The organism is Moheibacter lacus (assembly GCF_014042165.1).
Taxonomy (GTDB): Bacteria; Bacteroidota; Bacteroidia; order Flavobacteriales; family Weeksellaceae; genus Moheibacter; species Moheibacter lacus.
Map to the genome: position 1 here is coordinate 318,569 of NZ_JACDZE010000004.1, position 14,030 is coordinate 332,598.

The 14,030-nt window shown below is 36.9% G+C and carries 13 protein-coding genes; 6 read left to right on the top strand and 7 right to left on the bottom strand.

Annotation, left to right across the window (positions count from 1 at the left end; translation table 11 throughout):
• Positions 1–11 precede the first annotated feature (11 nt).
• Complete coding sequence (locus HU137_RS12025) at positions 12–776, bottom strand: isocitrate lyase/PEP mutase family protein (protein ID WP_182044095.1); 765 nt, start codon at positions 774–776, stop codon at positions 12–14.
• Between the two features lie 126 nt (positions 777–902).
• On the opposite strand from HU137_RS12025, the gene HU137_RS12030 reads away from it, so the two are divergent.
• On the top strand, positions 903–1,745 hold the full coding sequence (locus HU137_RS12030; RefSeq protein ID WP_182044096.1) for a dienelactone hydrolase family protein: 843 nt from the start codon (positions 903–905) through the stop codon (positions 1,743–1,745).
• Positions 1,746–1,848: 103 nt separating this feature from the next.
• Here the strand turns inward: HU137_RS12030 and HU137_RS12035 are convergent, their stop codons facing one another.
• From HU137_RS12035 to HU137_RS12050, 4 genes are all read right to left on the bottom strand, one after another.
• Positions 1,849–3,531 (bottom strand): glycoside hydrolase family 10 protein, encoded by a 1,683-nt coding sequence (locus HU137_RS12035; RefSeq protein ID WP_182044097.1) that lies wholly within the window; start codon positions 3,529–3,531, stop codon positions 1,849–1,851.
• Between the two features lie 186 nt (positions 3,532–3,717).
• Positions 3,718–4,155, bottom strand: coding sequence for an META domain-containing protein (locus HU137_RS12040; RefSeq protein WP_182044098.1), 438 nt, complete (start codon positions 4,153–4,155; stop codon positions 3,718–3,720).
• A gap of 187 nt (positions 4,156–4,342) precedes the next feature.
• Complete coding sequence (locus tag HU137_RS12045; protein ID WP_182044099.1) at positions 4,343–5,776, bottom strand: dicarboxylate/amino acid:cation symporter; 1,434 nt, start codon at positions 5,774–5,776, stop codon at positions 4,343–4,345.
• Positions 5,777–5,923: 147 nt separating this feature from the next.
• Complete coding sequence (locus tag HU137_RS12050; RefSeq protein ID WP_182044100.1) at positions 5,924–6,778, bottom strand: cobalamin-binding protein; 855 nt, start codon at positions 6,776–6,778, stop codon at positions 5,924–5,926.
• A 117-nt stretch (positions 6,779–6,895) separates the two neighbouring features.
• On the opposite strand from HU137_RS12050, the gene lpxK reads away from it, so the two are divergent.
• The 5 genes from lpxK to HU137_RS12075 all read left to right on the top strand — a co-directional run bounded on the left by lpxK (position 6,896) and on the right by HU137_RS12075 (position 10,269).
• On the top strand, positions 6,896–7,939 hold the full coding sequence (lpxK, locus tag HU137_RS12055) for a tetraacyldisaccharide 4'-kinase (protein ID WP_182044101.1): 1,044 nt from the start codon (positions 6,896–6,898) through the stop codon (positions 7,937–7,939).
• Positions 7,911–8,726, top strand: coding sequence for a purine-nucleoside phosphorylase (locus HU137_RS12060; protein WP_182044102.1), 816 nt, complete (start codon positions 7,911–7,913; stop codon positions 8,724–8,726). Before lpxK ends, HU137_RS12060 begins: the two co-directional genes overlap by 29 nt.
• Before the next feature lie 87 nt (positions 8,727–8,813).
• Positions 8,814–9,113: a DUF6787 family protein gene (locus HU137_RS12065; protein WP_182044103.1), complete on the top strand. Its 300-nt coding sequence runs from the start codon at positions 8,814–8,816 to the stop codon at positions 9,111–9,113.
• A gap of 10 nt (positions 9,114–9,123) precedes the next feature.
• Positions 9,124–9,540, top strand: coding sequence for a hypothetical protein (locus tag HU137_RS12070; RefSeq protein WP_182044104.1), 417 nt, complete (start codon positions 9,124–9,126; stop codon positions 9,538–9,540).
• A gap of 102 nt (positions 9,541–9,642) precedes the next feature.
• The gene (locus tag HU137_RS12075) at positions 9,643–10,269 is read left to right on the top strand and encodes a DUF4476 domain-containing protein (protein WP_182044105.1); all 627 of its coding nucleotides are present in this window, start codon (positions 9,643–9,645) and stop codon (positions 10,267–10,269) included.
• Positions 10,270–10,342: 73 nt separating this feature from the next.
• Here HU137_RS12075 and HU137_RS12080 read toward each other — a convergent pair whose 3' ends face one another.
• Together HU137_RS12080 and HU137_RS12085 are read right to left on the bottom strand one after the other, a co-directional pair.
• Positions 10,343–13,000 carry a TonB-dependent receptor gene (locus HU137_RS12080; RefSeq protein ID WP_182044106.1) on the bottom strand — a complete coding sequence of 886 codons (2,658 nt, stop codon included), beginning with the start codon at positions 12,998–13,000 and terminating at the stop codon, positions 10,343–10,345.
• 136 nt (positions 13,001–13,136) lie between these two features.
• Positions 13,137–13,886: a GLPGLI family protein gene (locus tag HU137_RS12085; protein WP_182044107.1), complete on the bottom strand. Its 750-nt coding sequence runs from the start codon at positions 13,884–13,886 to the stop codon at positions 13,137–13,139.
• Between the last annotated feature and the right edge of the window lie 144 nt (positions 13,887–14,030).

The following is a 14,030-nucleotide window of genomic DNA, read 5'->3' on the forward strand; positions in this document are numbered from 1 at the left end:
AGATAAATGGATTATTTTCCTTCCAAAACCCAACTGTATTTTTTTGTAGCATAGAATTCTGTAAAAATCTCCTCCGATTTTTTCATCAAAACCTCATACTGTTTGGCGCCATGGCTGATTCTTTTTACACCCAATTCGCCTAATTTTTCATAATCCGGAAGTTCAGGTGTTGTAAAAACATTCAAAGGAATTTTCACTTCACTCAAAAAAGTTTTCAGATCAGATTCTGATTCAATCAAAGGAACAAAAACCCCATCAGCTCCAGCTTCCGCATAAAGATTGGCTCTGCGTATGGCTTCTTTTAAAGCATCTGGATGTTTGGTCGTATAAGTATCAGGACGAGCGTTGATGAAAATTTCGGTTTTGGATTTAATAGCTTTAATTTTCTCAACTAATTTTTCAGCATCTTCCAACTGTCTTTTCCCATCTACCACTTTTCCGTCTTCCAAATTGATTCCAACTACACCGATTTCGACCAACTTTTCTACATTTTTGGCAACCTGATCGGGATCGTCCGAATATCCGGCTTCAAAATCTACACTCACCGGAATTTTAACCGCTTTAAGAATTCTTTCTATGACGAAAAACAATTCCTCAAAACGGATGTTTTCACCATCTTCATAACCCATGGAAAACGCAATGGCATGACTGGAAGTTCCCAATGCTTGGAATCCTGCTTTTTCTGCTAATTTCGCTGAATGTGCGTCCCAAACATTTCCCAGTAAAAGAGGTTTTTGGTTTTGGTGCAATGCTTTGAATTCTGATAATTGACTCATGATTTTTAGATTTTAATTTAGGTTCAAATTACCTCAAATTCAAATCCGAAATCAGATTTCATCAAGGGTTTAACAAAATTTTCACGTGGAAAGAATTAAATTTGAAATTAAATAAAACCCAAATTCATGAAATCAAGTAAAAATATTTTATTCGTTCTACTTGTTGGTCTTCTATTTTTTTCGTGTGAAAAAAAAGAAAATGTACCCAATGAAAAACCCGCCCAATCGGTTGCTGTAAATGATTCGATATTGACCGAAAAAGAAATTTCCTATGACTCCAACGGAAAAAATTTCAAATCCTTTGTGTTTTTTAAAGGGGATTCAACGGTTTCAAAACCTGTCGTTCTTGTCGTTCCGGAATGGTGGGGCGTTAACGACTATGCCAAAACCAGAGCCAAACAATTGGCAGAAGAAGGTTATTTTGCGATGGCAGTGGATTTTTATGGCGATGGAAAAGTAGTGGACAATCCGGAAGATGCCCAAAAATTGGCAACCCCTTTCTATGAAAATCCAGCATTGGCCAAACAAGCCTACGATGCTGCGAAATCGGAACTATCGAATTTCTCAAATGCTGATACTTCAAAAATGGCGATCATCGGATATTGTTTCGGTGGGGCGCAAGCTTTGAATATGGCGCGACAAGATGCGAGTTTAAAAGGAGCGGTGAGTTTTCACGGGAATTTATTGACAGGTGTAAAACCCAATAATAATTCGGTAAAACTATTGGTTCTAAATGGGGAAGCCGATTCGTTTGTTTCGGCCGAAGAAATTGCCGGATTTAAAGCTGAAATGGATTCTGCCAAAGTCGATTATAAATTTATCAATTATCCAGGAGCTGTTCATGCTTTTACCAATCCTGATGCCACGGAAATAGGGAAGAAGTTCAATCTCCAAATTGCCTACGATAAAGACGCCGATGAAAAATCATGGAAAGAATTACAAGATTTCTTGACCGTAATTTTTATGTAATAATATTCCACAAAGCAACACTAAGCAGTCTCAAAGTTTCACAAAAGTAAAAAGGATTGATTTGGTTAAAATCAATCCTTTTTTTTCTATGTATTTTTCTAAATCAACTCACGATTTTCGCTTCATATTCGCTCTCATTTCCCAAACGGTCAACTGCTTGAATGACAATCATATCCAGTCTTTTTCCGTTTTTATGTTTTTGTAAAGTTTGAACGGTGGTTTTGGAATCGAGGATTTCGGTTTCCCATGTTTCACCATATCTTTTGTACAACAACCAGTGCGAAACATTTTCCTCTTTTTTGAGTGACCAATTGACTTGGATGTTATTTTGTTGATCCGCTAGAAAAAGATCCGGACGCTCTGAAATCAAGGGTTTTAACCAAGGTGATTTTGGAACCAAAGCTTTTTCTTTATAGGGACCTGCTTTCAATTTATAAAGCATATTGGAATTCAATCCTGCATAACTCCAATGTGCAACTCCGGCGCTGTTGGGTACCAATTGTCGTGTCAATTCGATTTGTCGGACAATTTCCGTTGGCTTGTCCGATGTTTTGATTTCAACCGTATTTAGTCCTGGCCAAAGATGGCGATTGTGCGTGTTTTCAGATTCCCACCATTGCAAAAGCGAACTGAAATTCTGTCTCGGTGCATCTACCGGCCAATAAAGCTGTGGTGTAAAATAATCAATCCAACCTTCATTGAGCCATAATTTGGCGTCTGCATAAAGTTCGTCGTATTGGGAAAGTCCACTCACACCATAAGGTACACCTGATTTCCAAATGCCAAAAGGACTGATGCCAAACTTCACCCAGTTTTTTTCGGATTTGATTTCTTCATAAATGCGTTTGATGAATTGATTGACATTTTCTCGGCGCCAATCTGCGCGTGATAAATCTCCACCATTTCGCAGGTATTCATTCCAAGAATCGTTGTCCGGAAAGTCTTTCCCATTGTTATAAGAGGCATAAGGATAGAAATAATCATCAAAATGAATTCCGTCTATGTCGTAACGTTTGACGATGTCTTTCACTACTTGACTGGCATGGTCTTGTGTCGTCTTTTTTGCCGGATCAAACCAATACATTCCATTGGCTAAACGGACGATGTCAGATGGCATTTGATGAACCATAGAAGTAGAGGCTACACGACCACCGTTGGTATGATGGGCGCGGTAAGGATTTAGCCAAACATGCAGTTCCATTCCTCTTTTATGGCATTCTTCAATCCAAAACTCCAAAGGATCATAATAAGGCGAAGGCGCCTGACCGTTTTCTCCGGTTAAAAATACAGACCATGGCTCGTATGGACTATCGTACAACGCATCGGCTGAAGGACGAGCTTGAAAAATGACCGCATTGAAATTGTTTTCTTTTAATTGATCGAGAATATGGATGACTTCTGCTTTTTGTTGATCGGTAGAAAGACCGCGTTTGGAAGGCCAATTGATGTTGGCAACGGTTGCGATCCAAGCAGCTCGAAATTCACGGTTGACTTCAGGAAGTGCGATTTTGATTCGTTCTTCAATTTTTTCTTTCTCTTTTTCTGCTTCTTTTTTAGGTTTTCTAACTACCTGTTCCTCTTCAACCGTTTTGATTTCCTCTTTGGTTTCTTTTGGATTTTCTTTGGTTGTTGTTACTGAAGGCGAATTTGAATCTTGATTTCTTTCTGGAATTTTTACTTCAGATCTTTGATGAACAGTAGGTTGTGTAGATTTTGTAGCACATGAATGGAAAGTTCCAATCAGGAGTGTTACCGCTATTAGAAATTTAATCTTTTTCAGATGCATGCAGAATTTGTGTTATAAACCACAAAATAAACGAATTGGAAGCGAGATTAGTATTTAAATTTTGTGAAATTTATACGATTTATCTTAATGATATTAACAATTTCAGAAATCTCAGAGTTGCTCATCTTCAATTTAGAACAAAAAAGCACTCCATAAGAGTGCTTCAATGGGGGATGGTAGAGGGAGTTATTTGGTGTATTTCAAAATTTCCTTACCATTTTTGTCCATGAAAATCAATTGATTTTCAACGATTTTATAAGTGTCTACAGTTTTTAATAAATTTAAATATTCGGTTTCTTTCACACCTTCACAATACATTCTGGTCGAACCTATATTGCTAAAGCTCACTTTGTTTTGCACAGTGGTGAAAGTTCCAAACATTTGGTTACAACCTGTGTTTCCGGTCAATTTTTTTGAGATGGATTCCAAAACCAAGGTTGGTTTTTTTGTAGGAAAAGCTTCAGAAATCGTCAATTCTGAGGCATCATCAAAATGACTTAAGTTCCAACTCCCACTTAAATCTAAATTTAAGGTTTGGTTGTCAGTGTTTCCGGTTTGGTTTGTAGAACAAGATTTCAGGAATAGAAATCCGATGATGGCTGAAATGGTCCATAAATATTTCATAATGCTGATTTTTGAATATAAATTTCAAAGGTTGTGCCATAAATATTTTTTCGACCTCAATCTGCGTGACGGATAGTAGTGAAAATCCTTTTTAAAGGTTTGCCTTTAAAAAGATTGCAACGGATAGCCGGGTCAAATGCCGAAGCTTTGCGGAGGCATTTGACACGCCCAAAAAATTGATAGAAAATTATTCTGCTTCGTAATTCAGTGCTTTTTCTTGGTCAAATTCTCCTTCCCATTTAGCAACTACAACGGAAGCCAAGCAGTTTCCGATCACATTGACAGAAGTTCTGGCCATGTCCATGAGCTCATCAATTCCCAAAATAGCTGCGATGATGATGACAGGTAACCCAAATTGATCGGCTGTGGCAATCAAAATGATGAGCGAAGCGCGAGGAACCGCTGCAACTCCTTTACTGGTAATCATGAGTGTCAAACAAATCAACAATTGTTGTCCAAAAGATAAATCCATTCCGGCGGCTTGAGCGACGAAAATGGAAGCGAGAGATAAATACAAAGTCGTTCCATCGAGATTGAAACTATATCCGGTCGGAACAACAAATGATACGATCCTTCTTGGAACTCCGAAATCTTCCATGTTGGACATTACTTTTGGGAGCGCGGCGTCTGAACTGGTCGTAGCGAAGGCAATGGAAACCGGTTCTTTTAAAGCATCTACAAATTGTCTGATCGGAACTTTCATGTACAATGCGATCGGGAGTAGGACGCAAGTCAAAAATACGATCAAGGCACCATAGAGCGTTAAAAGCAACATGATCAGGTTTTTAAGGATTTCAATCCCCATGTGACCTACGGTGTAAGCCATTGCAGCTCCAACTCCAATCGGAGCAAAATACATGATGATATTGGTGTATTTGAACATGGTTTCTGCCAAACTTTCGGTCAAATCGACCAATGGTTTTCGCTTTTTCTCATCGACCAAGGCAAGCCCGATTCCAAATACGACTGCAAAAACGACAATTTGAAGTACTTTGTTTTCATGCATGGATTTGATGATGTTTTCCGGAAATACATCACGGAAAAAAGCTGTGGTTTTGAAGATCCATTGGACATTTTCAGGTAATTCTGCCAATTCCGCTTTGTCAGCTTCTGCTATAGCACTGGATTTATCGGGTAATTGATGCTGTGGGATATTGGACGTGTCGACACCTCTTCCGGCTTGCGTAATGTTGATTGCGGCAAGTCCTATTAACAGTGCGATGGTCGTAGCCGAATAAAAATAAGCCAATGACTTCCAAGCCATACGACCGACTTGTTTCAAATCTGAATGACCAGCGATTCCATATACCAAAGTCGCAAATAGGATAGGTCCAACGATGGTTTTTACAAGTCGGATGAATCCCTGACTGAGCGGATGCAAAGATTTGGCGAAATTAGGGTAATCATAACCCAAAACTGCTCCCAAAATGATACTGAACAAAATCCATGTCGTAAGTGATCTTTTTTTGATGCAATAAAAAACCAAACTTAACAGTGTTATCCATCTCGCTCCAAAAAGAACTTCACTTGGTATGATTTCAAAAAGAAAATGAAGCCCAACCAAAATAGCGGTTAAAGTAATGAGTATGACTGGGATAAGGACATGAAGTCTGTTTTTCATATAGTCGAATTATAGTGTAATATCATTTTTATAATTCAACAAAAATAGATAAATGTGAAAAATATGCAATTTCTCTATTCGAAATTAAAAAATTTTAAACGGTAAATAAACTTAAATTCAACGTTAATTTATCAAATCTTCGACGCTTTACCTCGGGGTTTCATTTTTACCTCTCCTTTGGAGAGTTCGAAACTGCTTAGTAGTTTCGGGAAGGTGAAATTTTCTAAAAATGGACTGAATTTCTTTGATTCCGTCAGTCAGGCAAGCAGGTCCCGGCTGGAGGATGATTTCAGATTTGATTTCGTATAATTGGTCGTTTTTGATGGCATTTATTGCTTCCCAACCTTTTCTTGCGCGGACTTTTTCCGGTTTGAATTTTTTACCGCACCAAGAGCCGATGATGATATCCGGATTTCGTTTAATGACCAAATCAGGATCTAAAATCCGATCTTTCCCTAAACTTTTATCGTTCAATTCAGGGAAACAAAGTTCACCGCCGCAGATTTCTATTAATTCGCTCACCCATTGGATGGAAGAAATTAAAGGATCGTTCCATTCTTCAAAAAAAACTTTGGGACGATAGGGGAAATTTTCAGCATCTTTTTTTGCAGATTCTAAATTTTCAATGTATCTGTTAACCAATTCATTTCCTTCTTTTTGATTCCCAATCAAGGAACAGAATTGCAAAATCATGCTGAGGGTTTCGCTGATACTTCTGTGATTGAAAATAAAAACATTGATCCCGTTTTTGATGAGTTCTGCTGCGATGTCGCGTTGTAAATCAGAATAACCAACAACCAAATCAGGTTTTAAGTCGAGGATTTTATCAAAGTTCGCATCGATAAAATTGGAAACTTTTGGTTTTTCTTTTCTGGCTTTTGGTGGTCGTCTTGTAAATCCACTGATACCCACCAACCGATCTTCTTGACCGATTTTATAGAGAATTTCGGTTCCTTCTTCAGTCAGACAGATGATGCGATTTGGGAAATTGGCTTGAAACATGGGATAAATTTAGTGGAAATTTTGAAAAGGAGTGAATTGAAATTGGTTGATAAAATTCAGGAAAATGGCTTAGAAAAGCATTTCTAAATCCTTAATTTTGCCGATTCATTAAGCAATATGAATTGGCGAAAACTTTTACTTCCTTTTTCCGGTCTTTTTTGGATAGGCGTTTCAACTCGAAACCTGCTGTATAAAACGGGATTTTTTAAATCCAAAAAATTTAAAATCCCTGTGATTTGTATTGGGAATCTATCAACGGGTGGAACCGGAAAATCGCCTCATGTGATTTTAGTAGCCGATTTGTTAAAAGATGAATTGGAAATGGCAATGTTAAGCCGTGGTTATGGAAGAAAAACTTCGGGTTTGGTCATTGCCAATTATAGTTCCAAAGTGTTTGATATCGGCGATGAACCCTTGCAATTTTTCAATCGATTTAGAAATAAAATCGTGGTCGCAGTTTCTGAAAATAGAACGATAGGGATCAATCATTTGGTGAAACATTATAAAACCGAAGGAATCTTAATGGATGATGGATTCCAGCACCGAAAAGTAAAACCCGGATTCTCAATTTTATTGACCGACTTTCATGAACCCTATACTTCCGATTATCTGCTTCCGGCAGGGAATTTACGTGAACCAAGGTCAGGAGCAAAAAGAGCTGACATCATTGTGGTAACCAAATGTCCTGATGCTTTTTCGGTGAAACAAAGAGATGCGATTTTGTCTAAAATCAAACCCAAACCGCATCAAAAAGTTTATTTTTCCAAAATAGTTTATTCTAATTCCGCCATTGGATTTCGGTTCACTTTGGAGTCTGACGAATGGCGAGATTATGAAGTGGTTTTGGTGACGGGAATTGCCAATTCCAAACCATTTGTGGATTTTGTGAAAGAAAGATTCAAATCCATTCATCATTTGGAATTTAGCGATCATCATAATTTTTCAGTGGCTGATGTTCAGAAAATTGACCAACAATATGATAAAATCAAGGCTTTGCAAAAGGTGATTTTGACTACGGAAAAAGACTATATGCGGCTGAAAGATGAGTCGGCATTAATTGAAATTTTGTTTTATTTGCCAATTGAAGTTGAATTAAATGATTTTGACGGATTTAAAGAAAATGTATTGAATTATGTTAGAAAAAATAAAAGAAGCAGTTGAGTATATCCGTCCTTTTTTGACGGAACAACCTGAGTTTGTCGTGGTTTTGGGATCTGGGCTAGGGAAACTTCAAAATGAAGTTCAGGACAAAGTGATCATCGATTATAAAAACATCCCCAATTTCCCACAAACTACAGTGGAAGGCCACAAAGGAAGATTGATTTTTGGGAAAATAGAAGGGAAACCTTTGTTGATGATGGCGGGAAGATTTCATTATTACGAAGGTTATTCGATGGAAGAAGTTACTTTCCCGATGCGGGTTTTCAAAGGATTGGGAATCGAAAAAGTGATCCTTTCCAATGCCAGTGGTGGTGTAAATCCTAATTATGAAGTAGGGGATGCCGTGGTGATTTCAGATCATATCAACATGATGCCAGAACATCCCTTGCGTGGGAAAAACATAGACGAATTGGGGCCTAGATTTGTGGATATGTCCGAGGCTTATGATAAAAAAATGCGTGAATTTGTCGTTGATTTCGGAAATAAAAACGGGATTGAAATCAAACAGGGCGTTTATATGGGATTACAAGGTCCTACGTTTGAAACACCTTCTGAATACGGTTTGGTAAGGATTCTGGGCGCAGATTGTGTGGGAATGAGTACTGTTCCGGAAGTGATCGTCGCCAGACATATGGGCATGCGTGTTTTTTGTATTTCCGTGATTACGGATTTAGGTGGTCCTGAAATTGCAATTCCGGTTTCACATGAAGAAGTTTTAAACGCTGCCAATAAAGCGATGCCGAAAATTATCACATTGGTCAAAGGCTTGATTGAGAGTGGAATATGAAAATTATAAATTTTAGATGTTGAATTTTTAAATGGTTGGAAAAAATTCATTTAAAATTTAGAATTTAACATTCAAAATATAGAAGAAATGTTTGAAAAACTAAAAAAGCGTTGGCAAATAGAAAGTAATTTTCAGTTGATTTTGATATTGATTGTGTTTTCAATCACAGGTTCGGCATCAGCTTGGGTTTCCAAACCTTTTGTCGAATGGTTGGGAATTTCGAGTGAATCGATGCATCCGGTTTTATTTACCATTTTGCGATTGATTTTGATTTTCCCGATTTATAACATCATTCTGATCATCATCGGGACGATTTTCGGTCAGTTCCAATTCTTTTGGGCTTTTGAGAAAAAAATGTTTAGTAGATTTACCAGACGAAAAGCTTAGTTAATTGACCATGAAATCTTTATTTTCACTCGTTCTTATTTTTAGTTGGATCAATTTTTCATTTGCCCAAGAAAAGACAGATGAAGAAACTTCCTATTTCACTTATTTGGATTTAAAAGAAGAATTTGATTTGGTGGTAGATTTTACCATGGTCAATCCGGAATGCGCTACCAAACAGCAAAACTTTTATAGTACGATCATCGGAACGACTGTTATTGAAGATAAAATTGAAAGAATCACGGTCATGGTTCCTTGTTTGGGCAACGAATTTGTACAAGGTGATTTGATTACCATCAAGCCGATTAAAACGCCCAAAAAGAACATCGTTTACACCATCCGGAATTACAAAAAAGATGGACAGGAATTTTCAGACGCACTCGGTGCTGAATTCCGTGCTACTTGGGGCGAAGTAGTAGATGTTTTGTAAAATTTAAATTTGATTTGTTAATAAATTCCAAACGATCAATATTTCGTTTGGGTTGGCATAAGCATTGGTTTATGAAAATTATAATTCTAAAAACCTTTGATTATGAGAACAAATCTATTTTTTTATGTTACGGTTTTTTTATTGCCTTTATGTGTTTTTGGTCATTTTGGTAATGCAAGTTTGCAGATTGATTTTGAAAACAGAAGACAGTATTTGGTTCAGATCGGCAACGAAGAATTCTTGACAAATGATGGAACAATTACTTTCGAAAATTTAAATAGCGGATTTTATCCGGTGCATATTTACCAACTCAATATCCGTACAAAACGACTTTTGTATAAAGGTGGAGTAAATCTGGCAGCGGGTTCTATCACATATACTCAATTTTTTAGAGGAAATTTGGAAGTGACGGAAGTTGTTGCGCTGTATGAACCTTCTGGTGTTGTGATGAGTGACGTTGATTTTAATCGGTTTTTGTATAGTATTGCTGATGAAAGCTTTGATTCTTCCCGATTGGAAATGATGGAAATACAATTGAATTATCAGTTTTTCACAGCTCACCAAATCGCCCAAGTCCTAAACGAATTCTCATTTGAATCCAATAAATTGGCTATTGCAAAATTAGCTTTTGGGAAAACCGTAGATCCACATAATTACTATTTGGTAAGTGAAGAATTTAGTTTTTCCAGTAGTAAAAGAGAATTGAAGGAATTTATCCTGAACCAATAATTCAAGATTTAAATGAACGTATCGAAAAATGCTAAATTTTTCGATACGTTTTTTATTCAATCAAATTTGGTGTTTAAAATTTATACCTTAACTGTACGATAAAATATCTTCCCAGCACTTCTTTGGTGTTGATGATCGTTTGGTTGTTGACTGCATCAAAACTACTGTTGACGATGGTTTCGTTCCCCAATAAATTTCCTCCTAGAACTGTCAAATACGTACTTTTTGCAAGATGATAGCGAAGGGAAGCATTCAAAGCTTGGTTTTCATTGATCAATTCACTGTCCTGATACTGAATTCGGTATGAATAATCAGACTGGAAAAGGAATTTATCTGAAATCGACCAAGCGAATTTCCCAAATGGTCGCCATGTTGTGAATTGGTTGTCATTCAAGGATTTAAAATCACTGTTTAAATAATTTAGTCCTAAATCAAATTCGACTTTCTTTTTGATTTTGAATTTATTGGTCAACGTATAATTTTGCGTAAAAGAAGTATTGTTCACCAAATCCGAATTGATCGTTGTAAAGTAATCTGAATAATTGATGTTTCCATTTAGAAATAAAGAATAATACCTTGAAAACCTTTTACTACCTCCTAAATATACCGTCAAAGTTTGATCATCTTCCGGATTGTTAATCAAGGAATTGACTTGTGGATAAGCGCCTAAATTGGAGGAATTTTGGATGTTATCGACACTTCTGTTATAGGTGGCTCCGGTATAAAAATTCAAGAAACTAAAGGAATTAAAATAGCTGTATCGCAAGCTAGCGGTATGATACAAAGCTTCACGCAATCCCAAAAATCCGCGGTAAACCGAATAATAATTTTGGATTTCATATCCATTTGATAAATCCGTTAAGTTGGGCAATTTGAACTCTTGAAGATAACTTAAATTGATATTTTGAGCATTGTTAATATTGAGTTCAGCATTTAAATGCGGAAGGATTTTGGTGAAATTCATCGATTGTTCACCACCGATTACATTTGTTTTTTCCTGAAAATTATGGACACCGGCTCCGACATCGATTTTTAAAATCCCAAACTTTTTGGTGTAAGTCAAATCGGCATAGAGTTCGGAGAAATTAAAATCGGAATCGGTTTGAAATAAATCTTGGGTAATCAAAGAATTGTTTTCATAAATCGAATTCTTCAAATCTTGCCAACTGAAGTTGGAACCCGCTTTCAAACGGAGATTGCTCGTGTTGGTCAACAAATGATTGTAAATTCCATAGACTTGTAAATTCTGGGTATTCAATTCTTTGTTTTGACGCAAATTGAAGAAATTTACACTGTCAATCACAAGCGGAATCATGTCAGAATTGATGTACAAATCCGGTTGATCATTTGAAATTTGATGACGTACATAAACGCCTAAATTATGGTCACGACCGATTTTTCTTATGTACGACAAATTTTGACGCAAACTATAACTCGTTTTATCATTCAAATTATCCCGTCCTCCTGTGGAATTTTCGTTCAAATAGGTATCGGCAAATTGTTCATTTTCATTTTCTAAATAATTGAAATTCACGCGGTATTTGATTTGGGATTTTGCGTCCGGACTATAATCCAAACGAACTCGCCCCAATGTAGATAACAAACTTTGGTCGTTTAACTGTTCATCACGAAAGTTAAGCGGTTGGCCGTTTTGATCTTGACCAATTCTTTCCTGTGTGGATTTAAACCGTAAATTATTGTTATTAAACAAAACAAATCCGTTGGTGTACAGCTTTTTATTGGGTTCATATCCGAAATGAACCGCGCTGAGGAAAGCATCCATTTCTGCTGCATCTTGCGCAGTTCCAAGCGAAATAGAATTAGGTTCTTCCCGCATGGAGAAACTGCTCCCATCTTCCATGAGTTCGGACATTCCACCGAGAAACGCAAAATAATCTTCGTACGTAAAAACTTCTTTCCCAAATGTATTGTAATCCGTGATGAAAGTTCCGTCGGTTTTCGGACTGAAATAGAAGAGTTTGGACTGGACATCGGCATGTTCATGTGCATCTCCACCGAGGGTTGCATTTCCAAAAACCAGACTTTTTTTGTCTTCTTTGAGTTCAATGTTGAGCATGGCTTCTTCGTCATCAGAAAGCGAATTGGAAAAAGGATTGGCTTTGAATTTTTTGTTCAATTGGATTTTATCTATGGCATCAGCCGGTAAGTTTTTGGTCAGGAGTTTTGTGTTTCCGCCGAGGACTTCGCGGTCGCCTACTTTTATGGTTTTGATTTCTTTTCCTTCGTAATAGACTTTTCCGTTTTCGACTTGCAATCCAGGCAATTTTTTCAATAAATCCTCTAGATTTTCATCGGCAGCTGTACGGAAAGAATCGGCATCGTATTCGATCGTATCACCTTTAACGGTAATCGGTTGCTTGGCGCGGATAACGGCTTCTTGTAAAGATATCGCGGCTCTTTTCATCTTAAAAGTGACGGATTTGGATTTGTCCACCAACATATTTTGGGCATAGGATTCAAAATCGATATGTTCCACTTCTACATCATAATTTTGACCGCAAGGAACTTCGAGTACAAAAGCACCTTCGGTATCTGTAAACGTAAAAGCTACCCCTTCATTTTTTGAATTGAAAGCGGAAACCGAAGCGTCAAAAACCGGTAAGCCTATGCTGTCGCGGATTTCGCCGCGGAGTTTACAGGTTTCTTGAGCAAATGAACAGGTTGAAAATAGAATAAAGAATAAAGAAAATAGACTATACGGCTTGTACATTTAAGTTGAATTTAAATGATTAGTGTTTGAAAAATCGGTTTTGTTACGGGTTTTGAAAAAAATGTAAATCAAAACTCGAACTTCGTAATTCGAACTTCGAACTTCGAACTTCGAACTTCGTATATCGTAAATCCAATCAGTCTTTATCCACTCCTTCAGAATCACTCCACATTTGGTTTCTTTTTTCATTGGCTTCGTTCCAAATACCACTGATGTCATTTATACTGATTTGAGTACCTTCATCGGGTTTGATGATTTTGGGTTTTTTGTCCAATTGCTGGATGGATTCTGCAATGAATCTTTCTTTGTAGATTCTGTTTTTAGATGATTTTTCGGCTTCCAAAATCAATCCCGGTAATCCAACATAATCAGCAGGTCCATTTGAAATCGATAATTTAGGCGCATACCAAACCGTATAATTGGCAGTCGAATCCTCAGCTTCTGCTTTTCTCACTTCAAATCCGAGGATTTCTTTTTTCTCTTTTCTGATCTTCCAATCCAACTTTTTCAAAGGATCTAATGAAAAATACTTTTTTCCGTAGACATTGTGGTTTTCACGTCGGGTAGAATCTGATAAATTTTTGTAAATCGTCCCAAATCCCGCTGGCGCAACACGGATGACTGCTGCATTTGGATCTTGGTTGTTGCTGATTTTTTCTATGTAAGTAAAAGAAGATTCCTTGTCAGAAATGATCATTTTATATTCGCAAGGATCAGGTTCTTCGTTTTGTTTGAGTTGGTCGCGTAAACCATTGTCGATAAATTCTTTTCGGACTTCATCCGGAAGTGTTTTTCGGACGATTGCCAAATATTGGATTTCAAGATTTTGGGCAGATATGAAAGAAATTTGAGTGAGGAGAAATAAAAGAATAAAATAGTTTTTCATGTTTTTGTTTTGATTTCGAATTTAATTTCACTCAAAAAATTAGAATTTTTCCGTTAAATTTTTCTAAAATGAAAAGTCAAATCTTTATAACCTCCAAGGTTATCATTGTTATGGAAATTAACCTTGGAGGTTTTTATGAATATT

What these genes read in the sequence shown, in the direction of transcription:
- HU137_RS12025 (WP_182044095.1), bottom strand. Translation starts at nt 776, where the DNA reads ATGAGTCAATTATCAGAATTCAAAGCATTGCACCAAAACCAAAAACCT.
- HU137_RS12070 (WP_182044104.1), top strand. Translation starts at nt 9,124, where the DNA reads ATGAAATCTTTATTTTCACTCGTTCTTATTTTTAGTTGGATCAATTTT.
- HU137_RS12045 (WP_182044099.1), bottom strand. Translation starts at nt 5,776, where the DNA reads ATGAAAAACAGACTTCATGTCCTTATCCCAGTCATACTCATTACTTTA.
- HU137_RS12060 (WP_182044102.1), top strand. Translation starts at nt 7,911, where the DNA reads ATGTTAGAAAAAATAAAAGAAGCAGTTGAGTATATCCGTCCTTTTTTG.
- HU137_RS12075 (WP_182044105.1), top strand. Translation starts at nt 9,643, where the DNA reads ATGAGAACAAATCTATTTTTTTATGTTACGGTTTTTTTATTGCCTTTA.
- HU137_RS12065 (WP_182044103.1), top strand. Translation starts at nt 8,814, where the DNA reads ATGTTTGAAAAACTAAAAAAGCGTTGGCAAATAGAAAGTAATTTTCAG.
- HU137_RS12080 (WP_182044106.1), bottom strand. Translation starts at nt 13,000, where the DNA reads ATGTACAAGCCGTATAGTCTATTTTCTTTATTCTTTATTCTATTTTCA.
- lpxK (WP_182044101.1), top strand. Translation starts at nt 6,896, where the DNA reads ATGAATTGGCGAAAACTTTTACTTCCTTTTTCCGGTCTTTTTTGGATA.
- HU137_RS12050 (WP_182044100.1), bottom strand. Translation starts at nt 6,778, where the DNA reads ATGTTTCAAGCCAATTTCCCAAATCGCATCATCTGTCTGACTGAAGAA.
- HU137_RS12030 (WP_182044096.1), top strand. Translation starts at nt 903, where the DNA reads ATGAAATCAAGTAAAAATATTTTATTCGTTCTACTTGTTGGTCTTCTA.
- HU137_RS12035 (WP_182044097.1), bottom strand. Translation starts at nt 3,531, where the DNA reads ATGCATCTGAAAAAGATTAAATTTCTAATAGCGGTAACACTCCTGATT.
- HU137_RS12040 (WP_182044098.1), bottom strand. Translation starts at nt 4,155, where the DNA reads ATGAAATATTTATGGACCATTTCAGCCATCATCGGATTTCTATTCCTG.
- HU137_RS12085 (WP_182044107.1), bottom strand. Translation starts at nt 13,886, where the DNA reads ATGAAAAACTATTTTATTCTTTTATTTCTCCTCACTCAAATTTCTTTC.